Below are 15,831 nucleotides of genomic sequence, written 5' to 3'. Positions count from 1 at the left end.
GGACGCGCGGCCGGGACGGAGAGGGTGTCGATGGGGCTGCCGTTCGGGCTGAGCGTCTTCGCGGTGGGCGTTGCGGCGCTGGCGGTCATCACCCTGGCCGCGGGCGTGAAGATCGTCCCACAGGGCTACGTCTACACGGTGGAGCGTTTCGGCCGCTACGCCCGCAGCCTCGATGCCGGCCTCGGACTGATCACCCCCTTCGTCGAGCGGATCGGCCGGCGGGTGAACGTCATGGAGCAGGTGATCGACGTGCCGAGCCAGCAGGCCTTCACCCGCGACAATGCCGGCGTCACCATCGACGCGGTGGTGTTCTACCAAGTGCTCGACGCGGCGCGCGCCTCCTACGAGGTCTCGAACCTCGACCTCGCCGCCACCACCCTGACGATGACCAACATTCGCACCGTGGTCGGCGCGATGGATCTCGACCAGCTCCTCGCCCACCGTGACGAGATCAACGAACGCCTGCTCCGGGTGATGGATGCGGCGGCCTCGCCCTGGGGCGTCAAGATCAACCGGATCGAGATCAAGGATATCGTGCTCCCGGCCGATCTCGCCGGGGCCATGGCCCGCCAGATGAAGGCCGAGCGCGAGAAGCGCGCCTCGATCCTGGAGGCGGAGGGGCAGCGCGCCGCCGAGATCCTCCGGGCCGAGGGACGCAAGCAATCGGCGATCCTGGAGGCGGAGGGCCGGCGCGAGGCCGCCTTCCGCGACGCGGAGGCCCGTGAGCGCTCCGCCGAGGCCGAGGCGGCGGCGACCGGCATGGTCAGCCGGGCGATCGCGGAGGGCGACATCGCGGCGGCGAATTTCCTCGTGGCCGAGAAATACGTCGAGGCCGTACGGGCGATCGCCACCGCGCCGAACCAGCGGGTGGTCGTGGTGCCGATCGAGGCGGCGGCTCTCGCCGGCACCCTGGGCGGGATCGGTGAACTCACCCGCACCGTGTTCGGCGATGGTCCCTCGGCGCCCAGGCGCACCGGAACGCCGCCCAACGTCGCCCCGCCGCGGACCTGACGCCGGCGATGCCCGCCTCCGTCGCCGACGCCGTCGCGGCTCTCGGGCCCGCCTGGAGCTGGGTGATCGCCGGGCTGGCCCTGGCGGGGGCCGAGATCCTGCTGCCCGGCGTCTTCCTGATCTGGCTCGGCCTCGCCGCCGTCGCGACGGGCGTGGCCGCCGCCGCGCTGCCCCTGCCCTGGCAGGGTCAGACCCTGCTGTTCGCGGTGCTGGCCGTCGGCTTGGTCGCCGTCGCGGCGCGCCTGCAGCGTCGGGGTGCCGGACCGCCGGCTCCCGCGCTGAACCGCGCCGACAGGGGCCTCATCGGGCGCGCCGGCGTGCTCGACGAGCCGATCGTGCAGGGGGCTGGCCGCATCCGCTTCGACGATACGCTCTGGCGGGTCGAGGGACCCGATCTGCCGGCTGGGGCACGGGTTCGGGTGACGGCCATTCGCGGGACGATCCTGCAGGTGGAGGCCGCGTGAGCGCGTCTCCGCGGATCCCCGCCTCAGGCTGAGGCCCGGGGCCGTTCGAATCGCCGGGCGAGGTGCTGCAGCCGGGGCCTGACCCTCAGGAACACGCCGTAGAGACGCTCAAGGACCTGCAGGACGCGGCCCGACCGCGCGAGGAGCCCGAGCGGGCGCAGAACCGGGATCGCGCGCCACATCGCCGCGAAGGCCGCGGCGCCGGTGAGGACGGACTCGCCCTCGCGGGCATGGAAGCGCGCCAGCATGTCCGCCCGCGAGGCCGGGCAGGTGTCCGCATCCTCTGTCACGTCGACGAAGGTGATCGCGCCGCGCCGGTCCAGCCGGCGCATCAGCGCGATCTCGCGCCGGCAGAGGGGGCAGCCTCCATCGAACCAGACGACGACCTGTTCCATGGTCGACGATATAGGCCGGCGCCGAGGTCGGGCCAGATTGCGCGTCCGGCCTCGGCCTGCGGGACGGCGTCGCGGTCATCCGAACGCACCGACCTCGTGCTGGATCATCCCGGAGATCTCGCGGACCTGGTCGAACATCCGGCGGATCGGCTGGAACAGGTTGGCGTGCTCCGCCTCGTAGGTGCCGACGTCCCGCGGGCCGGCCGGCTCGCCGAAGTTCAGGCCGAGCGTCGGATCCGGCGTGATCGGGAAGATCGCGTCGAGGAGCTTCAGGCAGCCGTCGATGTCCAGCCGCAGGAAGCGCTCCAGCAGCTGCTCGCGTGAGATGCCCGCCTGGGGCCGGAAACCCGGGATGTGCACCGCCAGGAACCAGATCCGGTGGATCAGCGCGAGCCGCAGGGCGTGGAGCAGGGTCAGCCGCGCCGACATGGCGGGAAGGTCCGGGGCGGCCGCGCGCAGGGCGAGCCAGTCGCGGGTCAGGCGTCCGAACAGGTTCCGGAGCGCGGGGGCGAGATCGAGGCGCTCCAGGGCCCCGGAGATCACGACCAGCTCGTCCCTGCGGAAATCCTTCTGCGTGCGCCGCGCCCGCTCCAGCCACACGGCCGGATCGAGGGTGTCGATATAGGCGCGCAGCACGTCGAGGTCGCCCACCGAGGCGGCGTGCTGCACCAGCCGGAAGGCCCGGGAGAAGCGCACCGAATCGCGGCGCATGTCGCGGAACAGGTCCGGGCCGCGCTGGGCGGCCCGGCCGATCCCGTGCAGGGAATTCGCCAGGAAGCCGAGCTGGTGCAGGATCGCGTTGTTGGGGATCGCCCGCATCTGGCGCGGATGGGTGATCCGCGCCGGGCCGCCATTGTCGGTCTGGCGTGCCACCGGACGTGAGCCGGTCCGGTCGATCAGGCTCGGGCCGAAGGTGCCGAGCAGGGCGGCGTAGCCCGGATCGTCGACCAGCGCCTCCATGTCCTGGCGGGCCGCGGTGAAGAATTCGAGGGCGAAATCCGGCTCGGCGTAGATCGGATCGACCTTGGCGTCTGCCGCCTTGGGATGGTCGTTCAGGGCGTAGTCCGAGAACGAATCCTCCTCCGTCACGTCGAGCGCGTAGACGTGCTCGGCGATGCGGGCGACGCTGGCGCGGGCCAGCGCCTCGGTGCCGTACAGCAGGTAGCCGTCGGTGCCCTGGAAGCTCGATTCGAGCCGGACCCGGATGCCGGCCTTGCGGGCGCGGTCCCGCGCATCCTCGGGGGCGAGGTAGGCGAGGCGGTCGCGCAGGGAGGTCGGATGGGCGCCGCGCCCGATCGATTCGCCGTGCGTGTCGAAGATCGCGAGCTCGACGTCGGACAGGCCGTTCTGGACCAGCATCTCGGTGATGCGCAGCCGCAGCCGCTCGATCCAGAAGGTCGCCGCGAGCTGGCCGACATAGCGGCCCGAATCGGAATAGCCGAACTGCACGGTCAGCCGGCCGATGCGCTTGAGATACTGGCGCCAGTGGGGGTTGCGCAGGGCGTCGTCGAGCACCCGGATGCCCTGTTCGAGGGCGCTCGCCGTCTCGAACAGCGGCGTGATCTCCAGCTTGTCGGCGATGCCGTAGTGCCGCGCCAGCCAGAGGGCGGCCAGCAGGGTGTAGCCGGTCTCGGTCTCGGCGATGAGGAAGCGCACCGGATGGGTGCCGTCGACGTGCTTGAGGATCTGGGCGATCGTCATCATCAGCCGGGCGGCCGAGGCCCGCTCGGCCGCGAGCGCCCCGAAATCGACGGCGACCGGCCGGACATCGTTCAGCAGGGTGTGGATCGTCGCGAGGTGCGACCGGCGCCGGGCCGCGTCGGTGGGCTCGCCTTCGAGGTCGATCACCCGGCGTACCGCATTGTGGATCTGGCTGGCGTTCAGCCGGAAATGCGGCAGGGCGTTCGACAGGCCGTGCGTCGCGACGCCCGCGCGCAGGACCGCGATCCGCCGTCTGTCGGCCCCGTCGTCGGCAGCCTCGAGGGCCTTGGTCAGCGCGGCGACGAGGGCGCCCGCGTCGGTCTGGGCGCGCTCGCGCTCGATGATGAGGGCCAGGGCGAAGCGGTGCACCGCCTCAAGGGACGGCTGGTCGCCGAGGCGCGGCGCCACGGTGAGCTGGCGGTTCACCGCCGCCAGCGCGTTCTCGGCGAGGGCACGGACCTCCCGGCAAGCGGGACTCGCGGGGAGATCGCGCATCACCCGGTCGAACTGCATCCGCTTCGAGATCAGCCGGTAGCGGAGGGTGTCCCACCATCCGATGTCGGTCCGCCCGTCCGTGTCGCAGCCGACCCAGCTGGCGATGGCGAAGGGGCGGGGCGTCAGTTCGGTCCAGCGGTCGGGCCAGCGGGCGCGGGCGGCGTCGAGCAGGGCGCCGTTGAAGGCGTCGAGGGCGAGCCGCCCGTTATTGGCCGCCGCGCAGGCCTGCTCGAACTCGACGTCGAGGGTGATCGGCGCGTCCGGCCGCGTGGACAAAGTCGCCGCCCGTTCGATCAGCCCGGCGCGGGCCGCAGCGTCGGGCAGGCTCGCGGCCTCGGCGAGGAGGCCGGCGACGGCCCGGGGCATGCCGAAGGTGGGATGGGCGGTGAACACCACCGCGAAGGCGGTGCGGTGGATGAGGGCCGCGAAGGCCTCGACGCTGTCCGACCGGTCGGGGATTGCCGCCACGAGACGGGCGGGAATCCCCGCCTGCGGATCCTCGGGGCTGGCATCGAGCCCGACATAGGCCCGCAGCCGCTCCGCCCGGGCCGCCAGGGCTTCGGCGCGCAGGCGCACGAACAGGCCGTCCAGGTCGCCTGCCGAGATCTCGTTCCTGTCGAACCGCCGGGTGATCGCCAGGGTCACCGCCAGGACGGGATTGCGGAACGGGTCCTCCCGGGCCTGTTCCCGGGCAGCCTCAATCAGTCCGAGGAGGTGCGCCTCCAGTTCCTCGGGCTCGCGGCTCGGCTCGTGCTGCATCGGTCGGTCCCGGCTCCGGTCTGCCCGCATCTACCCGGTCCGGCGGCGCACGCAAGGAGCGTTCCGCCGCGATCGGGGACGCGATCGGACACGCGACGGGGTGGCGGCGGCCTGAACCGCAGGTTAGAGCTTGCCGCCTTATGGAGCGCCTGTTCATCATCCTGGCCATCCTGGTTTTCGCCATCGCCGTCGTCGCCGTCGCCGCGATGGTGGCTCGCGGCCGGCGCGAGCCCCTGCGCATGGGCTCCGACCTCGATCTTGAGGACGAGGATCTGCTCATCGGCTCGGTCGGTCCCCGCAGGAGCCCGATCGACCGCAGCGCACAGGTGCTCGATCCGCGAGTGCTGGATCTGGAAGCGATGGAATTGGAACCGATCCGCGCCCTCGACAGGACGCAGCGCAGCGAGGCGCTCCACCGCGATCCGCCCGGAGGCAGCCGATGACGGTGAGCCTGCGCGGGGCGGCCGGTCTGCTGCTGGCCGGCCCCCTCTACCTGACGATGGCGCAGTCCGTTTCGGCCGCGCCGGGCGGAAAGCCGCCTGCGCCGGACGTTCCGGCACAGACCGCGCCCGCTGCGCCGGCTCCCGCCCCGGAGCCGAGTGCCCCTCAGGCGACGAGCCCGACGCCGGCGGCCGGCCCGGCCCTCGAGCAGCCCTGTGGGACCCAGGCGGCCCGCTTCGAGAGCGGCAAGGGCTTCAAGATGGTGATCACGCGGTCCGGGCAGATCCGCACGACGAACCCGCTCAGGCCGCTGACGCCCGAACTGAACGAGGTGCTCCAGGTCGTGATTGCCGGGAAGGTCGCCACCGCCTACGGGCCTGACTTCACGACGCTGCGGCGCGGCGGCGCCCCGGCGGGGATCGAGGCGATGCTCGGCGGCCCGATTCGCTGGCAGCCGACGCTGCCGACCTTCCCCGATCCGATCGCGATCGTCACCGAGGAGGGCACGCCGCTGGCGCAGCTCACCTTCCGCGCCTGCGAGACGCCGCCCGCCGTCAAGGCGCCGAAGGAGCCGAAGGCCGAGGCACGCAAGAAGGCGCCCCGGCACGCGGCGCCGAAGGCCGCCGCGGCCCCGAAGACGCCCCCCGGCTTCTCCATGCCTCAGGGGGCGATCGCCGAGTAGCGGCTACTTTTGCTTGGCGATGACCTTGTCCTTGATGCCGTCGTAGACGGTCTTCGGGATGATCTTCTTGGAGACGAGATCGTCCTTCCCGCGATACGGCCGCCCCTTGATGATCGCGGCCGCGCGCGCCGCGCCGATACCCGGCAGGGCGTCGAGTTCCTCGGTGCTGGCGCTGTTGAGGTCGATGAGCGCGCCCTTTGCGGCGTTGGGCGATCCGGCCACCGGTGCGCTCGGTGCCATGGGCTTCGCGGGGGCCGTCGGCGCTGCGGTCGTCGGCGCCTGGGGCGCCTGCGCCAGCGCGGGGGCCGCCACGAGGCTCGACAGGAGGGCGAGAAGGGCGAGGGTCTTGGTGGAGGAAGCCATGGCGTTCTCCCGAAGGACGCGGCCCGCTGCGCGGTGCCGTCGTGGCAGATCTGCGACGGCCTGCTTGAACCCGCGCTTAACGGTTGTGGTTCTGCACCCCTAGCCACGGGCCGGCGCCGGAGTTATAAGCCCGCCCTCATCCGTATCCCGCGGTGTGCGTGGCGATCCTCGATTGAGGAGCCGCCCGCGCGCCGCTTTGTCCGCGGCGTCACGAAGGATCCTGCCATGGCCGTTCCGAAGCGAAAGACTTCCCCCTCCCGCCGCGGCATGCGCCGCTCGGCCGACGCCCTGAAGGCGCCGACCTATGTCGAGGACAAGGATTCGGGCGAGCTGCGCCGTCCGCACCACATCGACCTGAAGACCGGCATGTATCGCGGCCGTCAGGTTCTCAAGGTGAAGTCCGCCGAGGCCTGAGCCTCGCGAAGGCGGCGCCTCAGGCGAGGCGCCGCGCGGCCTCCGCGTAGCGCGCGGCGGCCATCTGGGTCCGTGTCAGGCGTGACGGCAGCAGCGTCGGATCGTCGGCCGTGAGCAGCTGGGCGACAAAGCCGGCGCGGGGTCTTCCTCGGCCCGCGCGATCCGCCGGCCGACCCTCCGGTTCCCCCTCGGACCGCCCCCCGTCGATCACCACCAGCGCCTGGGCTGCGGTCTCGGCCGGCTCCGGAGACGCGTCCGGCTCCGACACCGGCTTGCGCCGGGTGGAGCGGACCTGTGTCGGGCCGAGACGGCTGACTGTTCCGATACGCACCATGCGCACACCTTTCGCACGTTTCCGTGCCGATGTCGCAAAGGTGGGGCCGGTGTTTACTAATCGTCAACCCTTTGTTCGCTCGCGCCGACGGGAATTTACTTTTTCGCCAGCGCTTCGAGCCGCTGCTGCATCTCCAGCATCTGGCGCTTGAGATCGTCCAGTTCGCCCCCGGCATAGGGCGTGGGCTGTGTCGGCGCCGGCGGCTGCGTCCCGGGGGCGGGCGGCCCGAAGCCCGTGAACATCTTCATGGCGTCGCCGAAGAAGTTCATGTTGGTGCGCACCTGCTGCTCGATCGCGTTCTGGAACGCCGACGGACCGAAGCTCTGAGCGAATTTCTCGCGGAGCCCGTCCTGATCCTTGGCAAAATTCGCCATCGAGAATTCGAGGAAGCTCGGCACCATTGTGCGCATGCTGTCGCCGTAGAAGCGGATCAGCTGGCGCAGAAAGGCCACCGGGAGCAGGTTCTCGGCGCCGGCCTTGTTCTCCTGCTCGAAGATGATCTGCGTGAGGACCGAGCGGGTGATGTCGTCGCCGGTGCGCGCGTCGTACACGACGAAATCCTCGCCGTTCTGGACCATCGTGGCGAGGTCCTCCAGCGTCACGTAGGTCGAGGTACCTGTGTGATAGAGGCGCCGGTTGGCGTACTTCTTGATGACGGTCTGGGTGGCCTTGACGGTATCCGCCATCGGGAACGGCCTTTCTGGACTCGGGACCGGGGGGCGTTGCAGACGCGCGGTGCAGTCTGGCGGGGCTGTCTTCGCGCCCGCAGCACGATCCTTAAAGCCTTCCCCGGGCGCAGAAAACAGCAAACTGCACCTCTTCAACGCAGAATAATGCAGAGGGTGTGGGGCCGGAGCGCCATTTCAGTTTCGCGGACGCGTCATCGGCACGTTTTGGCGCTTTGATAGACAACCTTGACTTCGCCCATCTCAAGCCCTTCATCCCAGGGCCGGCACAGAGCGCGCCCCAAAACGTGGAAGGCGCGCCGGCTCGCGAGAGGAGAACGTTCACATGGCAGGCAGCGAAGAGATCGTCATCGTCGGGGCCGCGCGCACGCCGGTCGGCTCGTTCGGCGGCGCCTTCGGGGCGGTGCCGGCCCATGAGCTCGGTGCGACCGCCATCAAGGCCGCCCTGGAGCGGGCCAAGGTCTCGCCCGACGATGTGGACGAGGTGATCTTTGGCCAGGTCCTCACTGCGGGCGCCGGCCAGAATCCCGCCCGTCAGGCGGCCATCAAGGCCGGCATTCCCGAGAAGGCCACCGCCTGGGGCCTCAACCAGGTCTGCGGCTCGGGCCTGCGCACGGTCGCGATCGGCATGCAGCAGATCGCCAACGGCGACGCCAAGGTCATCGTCGCCGGCGGCCAGGAGTCGATGTCGCTCTCGCCCCACGCGCAGTACCTGCGCGGCGGCCAGAAGATGGGCGACGTCAAGCTCGTCGACACGATGATCAAGGACGGGCTCTGGGACGCCTTCAACGGCTACCACATGGGTCAGACCGCCGAGAACGTCGCCCAGGCCTTCCAGCTCACCCGCGAGCAGCAGGATCAGTTCGCGACCCGCTCGCAGAACAAGGCCGAGGCCGCCCGCAAGGAGGGCCGCTTCAAGGACGAGATCGTCCCCGTCACCGTGCCGGGCAAGAAGGGCGACACCGTCGTCGACACCGACGAGTACATCCGCGACGGCGCCACCATCGAGGCCATGGCCAAGCTGAAGCCGGCCTTCGCCAAGGACGGCACCGTGACGGCCGCCAACGCCTCGGGCCTCAACGACGGCGCCGCCGCCCTCGTGCTGATGTCGGCCTCGGAGGCCGAGCGCCGCGGCCTGACCCCGCTCGCCAAGATCAAGTCCTGGGCGACCGCGGGCGTCGATCCCAAGGTGATGGGCACCGGCCCGATCCCGGCTTCCCGCAAGGCCCTGGAGAAGGCCGGCTGGAAGCCCTCCGACCTCGACCTGATCGAGGCCAACGAGGCCTTCGCGGCCCAGGCGCTGGCGGTGAACAAGGACATGGGCTGGGACGACGCGAAGGTGAACGTCAACGGCGGCGCCATCGCCATCGGCCACCCGATCGGCGCGTCCGGCGCCCGCGTCCTCGTCACGCTGCTGCACGAGATGAAGCGCCGCGACGCCAAGAAGGGCCTCGCCACCCTCTGCATCGGCGGCGGCATGGGCGTCGCGATGTGCATCGAGCGGACCTGAGCGCAGCGGGGCGTCAGCCCCGCTGGACAACTTAGACTTAAGGCCGAGATCACAAAAATTCGCGTGCGGACGCCATCCGCACGCGGCATCACGGGATGCGAACAGGAGGAAACAATGGCTCAAGGACGCGTCGCCCTGGTCACGGGCGGCACTCGCGGTATCGGCGCGGCGATCTCGAAGCGGCTCAAGGACAAGGGCTATCGGGTTGCGGCCAATTACGGCGGCAACGACGAGGCGGCCAACGCCTTCAAGGCCGAGACCGGCATCCCGGTCTTCAAGTTCGACGTGGGCGATCTCGCGAGCTGCGAGGCCGGCATCAAGGCCGTCGAGGCCGAGCTGGGGCCGATCGAGGTGCTGGTGAACAACGCCGGCATCACGCGGGACGGCGCCTTCCACAAGATGACCTTCGACAAGTGGCAGGCGGTCATCAAGACCAACCTCGACTCGATGTTCACCTGCACGCGTCCGCTGATCGAGGGCATGCGCAGCCGCAACTTCGGCCGCATCATCATCATCTCGTCGATCAACGGCCAGAAGGGCCAGGCCGGCCAGACCAACTACTCGGCCGCCAAGGCCGGCGTGATCGGCTTCGCCAAGGCCCTGGCGCAGGAGAGCGCGTCCAAGGGCATCACGGTGAACGTGATCGCGCCGGGCTACATCGCCACCGAGATGGTGATGGCGGTGCCGGAGGAGATCCGCAATAAGATCATCTCCACGATTCCCACGGGTCGCCTGGGCGAAGCCAGCGAGATCGCGCACGCGGTCGAGTACCTCGCCAGCGACGAGGCCGGCTTCGTGAACGGTTCGACGCTGACCATCAACGGCGGCCAGCACTTCGTCTGATCGCCAGCGGGCGCGCCGGATCGATCCGGCGCGCCCGACGCAGGGCCGAGGCCCCCGCGGCCGGTCCCTCTCGCGCCCGATCGCTTCGATGACGGCCGCCTCGGGCTGCGCCTCATCGCGTGCGCCGCGCAGCCGGCGCGCCGCCCGTTCCCCATCGGGACGCGCTTCGCCCGTGCAGACCGTCGCCGCGGAGAGAGTCCGGCGGCGCCCGCTGATCGCCCGAGTGCCAGACGTCGCGCGGATCCCGCAGATCGGCGACGCGGACGATCCGACCCGGCAAGCCTGACGAAAGTCCTACCTGGCCTGCCCGGTCTCCGCGCGGCTTCGGGATAACGGGCATTGCGGGCAGCGATCGGCCCCGGCGCCCGCGTGTTCTGCGACACGAACAATTCGACCTGCCTCGTATAGACCTTCTTTCATCGGCTCGCGGATGGTCCTGCCGACAGAAATCGAGGTCCCGGGCGTCATGAACAACTGGTTTCACGGTAAATTCGGCGATCATTTTATCGGTGGCGGCCAGGACAGTTCTTTGCGCGATACGGCTTCGCGTGCCGGCCAGAGCGAGGGCAGCCTCAACCGCACGCTGCCCACCGTCGCGAAGCTCGGTCTCGCCGCGGCCTGCGCCCTGGGCTTGGCCGCCTGCGTCACGCCGCAGGAGCGCCACGCGATGGATCAGAACCAGTGCTACGCCTTCGGCTTCGAGCCCGACACTGACGGCTTTGCCGAGTGCATGATGGGCCTCCATCAGCAGCGCGCCGTCGCCCAGGCCAATAGCAACCTGTATTGGCAGGCGCAGCTCGCCGAGCAGAACCGCCGCCGCGAGGCCCGGCAGGATCTCTACAAGATCGCCAGCCTGCAGCGGAGCGGCGACCCCCGCTTCCCCATCTGCGGCGCCTCGTCCGATGGCGGCATGGATCGCCGGACCATGACTTGGTACGGCCCGAACTGCCGCGCCCGCTGACCGCTATCAGGGAGATCGACGATGTCGGACGTCATCACGCCGCGGCCGGGGAACGCCAGCACGTTCATCTTCGCCACGACGGCGATGTTCGCGGCCACGATCGGGATGGTCACGCAGGACTGGGGATGGTTCGTCTTGGCGATGCTCGGAAGTGCCGGGGTGCAGTGCGTGATCTACATGCCGCTTCAACGATGGTTCGGCTGGAAGCCGCTCGATTTCGGCCATCTGGGTCATCTCGTCCTGCTGCTCTCCCCGCTCTGAGACGCCCATCCCCGGCAGCGCCCCGAGGGGCTGCTGCCGGTTCTCCGGATCGCTCACCCCGAGACAACGCTCATGACGCTCGCCCTGATCATCACCGGCTTCCTCATCGTCAACTTCATGATGGCCGGCGTCTTCTCCCTCGTGGCCCTGTGGGCCGACTGAGCCGCACCCCTTAGGGCGCGCCGACGCAGTTGGCGTAGAAGGTCGTGGTCGCAGGCCAGTCGGAGAAGACGCCCAGCACGCCCACCTGCCCGTGCAGGACATCGAGCAGCCGCAGGATGTCGCCGTCGCCGGTCACCACCGGCTTGATCGACTGATAATAGTACCCGCCGCCGCCCTTCAGGGGGCCCGAGCGCTCCAGGGACCACGCGATCAGGCCCAGGCCGGCCTTCTTCGCCTCCCGGGCGTAGGTCGAGGGCTCGATCGTCCCGTCAGGCCCCGGCCGCACCAGCATCCAGAGCGGCGGCGCCAGGATCTTCACGCCCTTCTGCGCGAGTTCGGCCATGCCGGGCTGCCACGTGGCGGGCTTCTCCGGGTCGAAGCCCTTCGCGGTCTCGTCGCGGTCGTCGAGGAAGATCGCCTGGCGGCCGAAATCCGGATCCTTCTCCAGCCAGTACAGGATGTCCCGCAGCTGGAAGCTCTGCGGATAGACGTCGGAGGCCGGGATGCCGGCCTGCCGGTACTCGTCGATCAGCTGCTGGGCGTACATGTCCTGGGTGTAGGTGCCGTCGAACGGCATCGGCACCTGGGGGGCCTTCAATTCGGGGGTGAACTTCCGCCCCAGCCCCTTCACCAGCGCGATGTACTCCTTGTGGGACATCAGCGTGCCGGTGCCCGCGTAGAGATCGGTACGCCAGCGCGGGGTCGCGTTCATGTAGGCCGTCACGCTGGTGGCGTCCGGATCGGCGGCGTCCATCTTCCCGTTCAGCGACTTGAACTCGTCCAGCGTCAGGTCGCTGGTGCAGCACTTGGCCGAGGCCTTGCGGCCGGTGGCCGGATCGGCCGGCGTGAAGCCCTGCGTGCATTTCGCCGCGAGCTCGGGCCGGGCCAGGATGTCGGTGGTCGTGTGCAGATCGCACTGGCTGTGACGGCAGACGAGCTGGCGATCCTTGGTGAAGGCCACGTCGCACTCGATGATCCCGGCGCCCATCCGGTCGGCGGCGAGCACCCCCTCCCGTGTATGCTCCGGAAACATCAGCGGTGCGCCGCGATGCGAGATCGAGAAGGCCCTGGGCGTGTAGGTCCGGTCGATTCCGCAGGCGGCGAGCGTGTCCTTGAGCGGGCCGGGCTTCAGCTGGTCGACGAGGTAGAAGGGCCGCGGCCCGAGCTGGGCGGCCTCGCCGGCGAGGCCGGGTCCCGGCCCCAGGAGCAGCCCCAGCCCGATCATGAACGCACGCATCGCGAACCTCCCGTTTCAGGTCGCCGGTAGAGGGCCACGGTGACAGCGGCGTGACCCCGGTCTCGCCGACTCGGAAGCGGCGTGATAGCGGCACGCCATGACCGCGCCTGCATCGATCTCGACCCTGCGCACGCAGAGCGCAACCGCCACTGTCGCGGGCTTCGGTGCGATCCTGCTGTGGTCGCTGCTCGCCCTGTTCACGGCCGCCTCCGGGACGGTGCCGCCGTTCCAGCTCGCCGCCATGACCTTCCTGATCGGCGGCCTGTGCGGCTGCGCGACCTGGATCGTCCGGCCGAGCCGCGCCCGCGCCTTGATCCAGCCCTGGCCGGTCTGGCTGCTCGGGGTCGGAGGCCTGTTCGGCTACCACGCCCTTTACTTCAGCGCCCTGCGCCTCGCGCCGCCGGCCGAGGCCGGGCTGATCAACTATCTCTGGCCGCTGCTGATCGTCCTGTTCTCGGCCCGCCTGCCGGGCTCGGGCGGGTTGCGCCCGGGCCATCTCATCGGGGCGGTCCTCGGTCTCGCCGGCGTCGCGGCCCTGTTCGCCGGACGGGCCGATCTCACCTTCGCTGCGGGCGCGCTGCCGGGCTACGCGGCCTCCCTGGCGGCGGCCTTCGTCTGGGCCGGATACTCGGTGCTCTCGGCCCGGGTCGGGCAGGTGCCGACCGACGCGGTCGCAGGGTTCTGCCTCGCCACGGCGGCGCTCAGCCTCGCGTGCCATCTGGCCTTCGAGGCGACGGTCTGGCCGGCCGATGCGGTGCAATGGGGCGCCGTACTCCTGCTGGGTCTCGGGCCCGTGGGGGCGGCCTTCTATCTCTGGGATATCGGCTGCAAGCGCGGCGACGTCCGGCTCCTCGGAGTCACGGCCTACGCGGCGCCGGTCCTCTCGACGCTGATCCTGGTGGCGGCGGGCTATGCCAGCCCGAGCCCCGCCCTGGCGGTCGCCTGCCTGCTCATCGTGGCGGGGGCGCTCACGGCGGTGCGGACGTCGCGGACGGCGCCGAAGCGAGGCTAGCGCCGCGGCGTCGGCCGCCAGTCCGGCGGCGCCATCTCGAAGCCGGCGAAGTCGAAGCCCGGCGAGACCGTGCAACCGACGAGCGTCCAGGCGCCCAGGCTGGTGGCGGTCTGCCAGTGGCCGGTCGGCACGACGCATTGCGGGCGCTGCCCCGCGGCGAGATCCGGGCCGAGATGCTGGGCCGTGGCGTCGTGCCCGTTGGGGCTCGTGGTGATCACGAGCGGCGCGCCGGCATGCCAGTGCCAGATCTCGGTGGCGTCGACCCGGTGCCACGCCGAGACCTCGCCGAGATCCAGCAGAAAGTAGATTGCCGTGCCGACCGAGCGCCCCTCCACCGTGCGGGGATCGCGAAAGGTCTCGCGGTAATGGCCGCCCTCGGGATGGGGTTTCAGCCCCAGCGTCGCGATCACCTCGGCTGCCGTCATGATCCGCCTCTCCATCCGCCGCGCCGGCGTCCGGCCGGCCGCTTGCCGGCACTGGACGCCGATGCTACCGGCCGAAAAACCCGTAAGGTCCGAAAAAGATGCCGAGCCCCACCGTACGTCTCCACCGCGGCGACCTGCCCGCCGATTACGATGCGGGCCGGGCGGTGGCCATCGACACAGAGACGCTCGGGCTCAACCCGCATCGGGATCGTCTCTGCGTGGTGCAGCTCTCCACCGGCGACGGGACGGCCGACGTGGTCCAGATCCCGCAAGACGGTCCGGAGCCGGTGATGCTCAAGCGCGTCCTGGCCGATCCGGAAATCCTCAAGATCTTCCACTTCGCGCGGTTCGACGTGGCGGTCCTGTATCGGGCGCTCGGGGTGATGCCGATGCCGGTCTACTGCACCAAGATCGCCTCGAAGCTCGCCCGGACCTATACGGATCGCCACGGCCTGAAGGACGTGGTCCGCGAACTCGTCGGCGTCGACCTGTCGAAGCAGCAGCAATCCTCGGATTGGGGCGCCGAGAATCTGTCGCAGGCCCAGCTCGATTACGCGGCGTCGGACGTGCTCCACCTCCACGCGGCCCGCGACCGGCTCGACGCGATGCTGGCCCGGGAAGGGCGCAGCGATCTCGCGGCCGCCTGTTTCGCCTTCCTGCCGACCCGGGCCCGCCTCGACCTCGACGGCTGGCCCGAGACCGACATCTTCGCGCATACTTGAGGAGGCGGAGGATTCTGCACACTTCCTGTGCGGAGTGAGACTTTCCTGTCACCGCACCGCGATGTGTCGCTGGTAAGTTGTGGCTGCCAGGGCTTCCGGGTCCCGGCCAGTCCCTCCTCGCCGGTCACCCACCCGATCAGGCCGGCGAGGAGGGTCCGTCGTGCTCAGGTCAGCGTCCGCGGGCCGGACGGCGTCGTGATCCGGGCGGTCCAGCGCGGGCCGGGGCCCGCCACGACCCGCGGCGGATCGGCGAGGCCGAGCGCGGCGTGCAGCTCCGTGACGGCGTCGGGATCCGGATGTGTCAGGACGAGCGCCTCCAGACCGGCGCCGAGATCCGGCATCCGCCCCGCCGGGTTCCCGCGTGGCCCCCAATCCATGACGCACGGCGCTGCCCCGTCCGCCGGCCACGCCCCGCCCGGGGGCACCGCGAAGCGCCAGGACAGGTCGCCGCGGGTCATCGTCGCCGCCGCGCCGAGGAGCGCGCCATGGGCGGCGAGAACGCCGTCGAGATCGTCCGTGCGGGCGACGAAGCCGCGCAGCCGCCGGCCCGAATCCCAGTCGGCCCGCACCCGTGCGGCATCGCCGAGGCCGAACCAGCGCGCCCGCGGCGGGACCGGCGCCTCGGGATCGACAGCGATCACCTCCAGGAACGTGGCGTCGCCGAGACGCATCAGATGGTTGCGGGTGCCCATCTCGCGGTGGCGCCCGCCTTCCGGCATCGTCAGGCCGAGGCAATCCCGGACATGCGCCACGCCTTCCGCGAGATCGGGCGCGACGACGACGAGGTGGTCGAGGGTAAGCATCGGGCGGGCTCCGTGTGACCGCTAGCGCCTGGGCGGCCGGCGGCCCGGGCATTCCCGGGGCCGCGCGGGTCCCGACCCGGCCTTCGTGCTGATGGGCGCCGCAAAATCAGGAGGGGATGGGTAACTCCGGAACGTCCCCAAGAAAAAGGC

The 15,831-nt window shown here is 70.5% G+C and carries 19 protein-coding genes; 11 read left to right on the top strand and 8 right to left on the bottom strand.

Annotated features, from left to right (window positions below):
- The first annotated feature begins 30 nt into the window (after window positions 1-30).
- Window positions 31-1,011 (top strand): SPFH domain-containing protein, encoded by a 981-nt coding sequence (locus ABIC70_RS01095; protein WP_179697653.1) that lies wholly within the window; start codon window positions 31-33, stop codon window positions 1,009-1,011.
- 8 nt (window positions 1,012-1,019) lie between these two features.
- Window positions 1,020-1,475: an NfeD family protein gene (locus ABIC70_RS01090; protein WP_043385561.1), complete on the top strand. Its 456-nt coding sequence runs from the start codon at window positions 1,020-1,022 to the stop codon at window positions 1,473-1,475.
- A gap of 23 nt (window positions 1,476-1,498) precedes the next feature.
- On the opposite strand, the gene ABIC70_RS01085 is transcribed toward ABIC70_RS01090, so the two are convergent.
- Both ABIC70_RS01085 and ABIC70_RS01080 read right to left on the bottom strand, forming a co-directional pair.
- Window positions 1,499-1,870, bottom strand: a complete 372-nt coding sequence (locus ABIC70_RS01085) for a thiol-disulfide oxidoreductase DCC family protein (protein WP_043385558.1) — start codon at window positions 1,868-1,870, stop codon at window positions 1,499-1,501.
- Between the two features lie 75 nt (window positions 1,871-1,945).
- A complete protein-coding gene (locus ABIC70_RS01080; RefSeq protein WP_043357361.1) occupies window positions 1,946-4,825 on the bottom strand; it encodes a phosphoenolpyruvate carboxylase in 2,880 nt (959 codons plus the stop codon).
- 140 nt (window positions 4,826-4,965) lie between these two features.
- Between ABIC70_RS01080 and ABIC70_RS01075 the strand changes: the two genes are divergently transcribed.
- Both ABIC70_RS01075 and ABIC70_RS01070 read left to right on the top strand, forming a co-directional pair.
- Window positions 4,966-5,268, top strand: coding sequence for a hypothetical protein (locus ABIC70_RS01075; protein WP_043385555.1), 303 nt, complete (start codon window positions 4,966-4,968; stop codon window positions 5,266-5,268).
- The gene (locus ABIC70_RS01070; RefSeq protein ID WP_274926329.1) at window positions 5,265-5,948 is read left to right on the top strand and encodes a hypothetical protein; all 684 of its coding nucleotides are present in this window, start codon (window positions 5,265-5,267) and stop codon (window positions 5,946-5,948) included. Before ABIC70_RS01075 ends, ABIC70_RS01070 begins: the two co-directional genes overlap by 4 nt.
- Window positions 5,949-5,951: 3 nt before the next feature.
- Here the strand turns inward: ABIC70_RS01070 and ABIC70_RS01065 are convergent, their stop codons facing one another.
- Window positions 5,952-6,311 carry a helix-hairpin-helix domain-containing protein gene (locus ABIC70_RS01065; protein ID WP_043385549.1) on the bottom strand — a complete coding sequence of 120 codons (360 nt, stop codon included), beginning with the start codon at window positions 6,309-6,311 and terminating at the stop codon, window positions 5,952-5,954.
- Window positions 6,312-6,536: 225 nt separating this feature from the next.
- Between ABIC70_RS01065 and rpmF the strand changes: the two genes are divergently transcribed.
- Window positions 6,537-6,725, top strand: a complete 189-nt coding sequence (rpmF, locus tag ABIC70_RS01060) for a 50S ribosomal protein L32 (RefSeq protein WP_003601373.1) — start codon at window positions 6,537-6,539, stop codon at window positions 6,723-6,725.
- Window positions 6,726-6,744: 19 nt separating this feature from the next.
- On the opposite strand, the gene ABIC70_RS01055 is transcribed toward rpmF, so the two are convergent.
- Both ABIC70_RS01055 and phaR read right to left on the bottom strand, forming a co-directional pair.
- Window positions 6,745-7,059 (bottom strand): hypothetical protein, encoded by a 315-nt coding sequence (locus ABIC70_RS01055; protein ID WP_043385547.1) that lies wholly within the window; start codon window positions 7,057-7,059, stop codon window positions 6,745-6,747.
- Between the two features lie 95 nt (window positions 7,060-7,154).
- A complete protein-coding gene (phaR, locus tag ABIC70_RS01050; RefSeq protein ID WP_043385545.1) occupies window positions 7,155-7,745 on the bottom strand; it encodes a polyhydroxyalkanoate synthesis repressor PhaR in 591 nt (196 codons plus the stop codon).
- Between the two features lie 325 nt (window positions 7,746-8,070).
- On the opposite strand from phaR, the gene ABIC70_RS01045 reads away from it, so the two are divergent.
- The 4 genes from ABIC70_RS01045 (at window position 8,071) to ABIC70_RS01030 (ending at window position 11,320) form a co-directional block, all read left to right on the top strand.
- Window positions 8,071-9,255: an acetyl-CoA C-acetyltransferase gene (locus tag ABIC70_RS01045; protein ID WP_043347468.1), complete on the top strand. Its 1,185-nt coding sequence runs from the start codon at window positions 8,071-8,073 to the stop codon at window positions 9,253-9,255.
- Window positions 9,256-9,369: 114 nt separating this feature from the next.
- Complete coding sequence (phbB, locus tag ABIC70_RS01040; protein WP_043347469.1) at window positions 9,370-10,098, top strand: acetoacetyl-CoA reductase; 729 nt, start codon at window positions 9,370-9,372, stop codon at window positions 10,096-10,098.
- Window positions 10,099-10,627: 529 nt separating this feature from the next.
- A complete protein-coding gene (locus ABIC70_RS01035; protein ID WP_081948722.1) occupies window positions 10,628-11,059 on the top strand; it encodes a hypothetical protein in 432 nt (143 codons plus the stop codon).
- Between the two features lie 21 nt (window positions 11,060-11,080).
- Window positions 11,081-11,320: a hypothetical protein gene (locus ABIC70_RS01030; protein WP_043347471.1), complete on the top strand. Its 240-nt coding sequence runs from the start codon at window positions 11,081-11,083 to the stop codon at window positions 11,318-11,320.
- Window positions 11,321-11,492: 172 nt separating this feature from the next.
- Here the strand turns inward: ABIC70_RS01030 and ABIC70_RS01025 are convergent, their stop codons facing one another.
- Window positions 11,493-12,719, bottom strand: a complete 1,227-nt coding sequence (locus ABIC70_RS01025; protein ID WP_043385537.1) for a glycerophosphodiester phosphodiesterase family protein — start codon at window positions 12,717-12,719, stop codon at window positions 11,493-11,495.
- Between the two features lie 97 nt (window positions 12,720-12,816).
- Between ABIC70_RS01025 and yddG the strand changes: the two genes are divergently transcribed.
- Complete coding sequence (gene yddG / locus ABIC70_RS01020; RefSeq protein ID WP_051976168.1) at window positions 12,817-13,731, top strand: aromatic amino acid exporter YddG; 915 nt, start codon at window positions 12,817-12,819, stop codon at window positions 13,729-13,731.
- On the opposite strand, the gene ABIC70_RS01015 is transcribed toward yddG, so the two are convergent.
- Window positions 13,728-14,156 carry a cupin domain-containing protein gene (locus ABIC70_RS01015; protein WP_078947133.1) on the bottom strand — a complete coding sequence of 143 codons (429 nt, stop codon included), beginning with the start codon at window positions 14,154-14,156 and terminating at the stop codon, window positions 13,728-13,730. The genes yddG and ABIC70_RS01015 overlap by 4 nt on opposite strands.
- 98 nt (window positions 14,157-14,254) lie before the next feature.
- Between ABIC70_RS01015 and ABIC70_RS01010 the strand changes: the two genes are divergently transcribed.
- Complete coding sequence (locus tag ABIC70_RS01010; protein ID WP_043760216.1) at window positions 14,255-14,878, top strand: ribonuclease D; 624 nt, start codon at window positions 14,255-14,257, stop codon at window positions 14,876-14,878.
- Window positions 14,879-15,042: 164 nt separating this feature from the next.
- Here the strand turns inward: ABIC70_RS01010 and ABIC70_RS01005 are convergent, their stop codons facing one another.
- A complete protein-coding gene (locus ABIC70_RS01005; protein ID WP_354438640.1) occupies window positions 15,043-15,681 on the bottom strand; it encodes a VOC family protein in 639 nt (212 codons plus the stop codon).
- Between the last annotated feature and the right edge of the window lie 150 nt (window positions 15,682-15,831).

The sequence above is a fragment of the Methylobacterium sp. 1973 genome (genome assembly GCF_040545035.1).
GTDB classification, from domain to species: Bacteria; Pseudomonadota; Alphaproteobacteria; order Rhizobiales; family Beijerinckiaceae; genus Methylobacterium; species Methylobacterium fujisawaense.
This window is presented reverse-complemented; position numbering and strand designations above follow the sequence as displayed.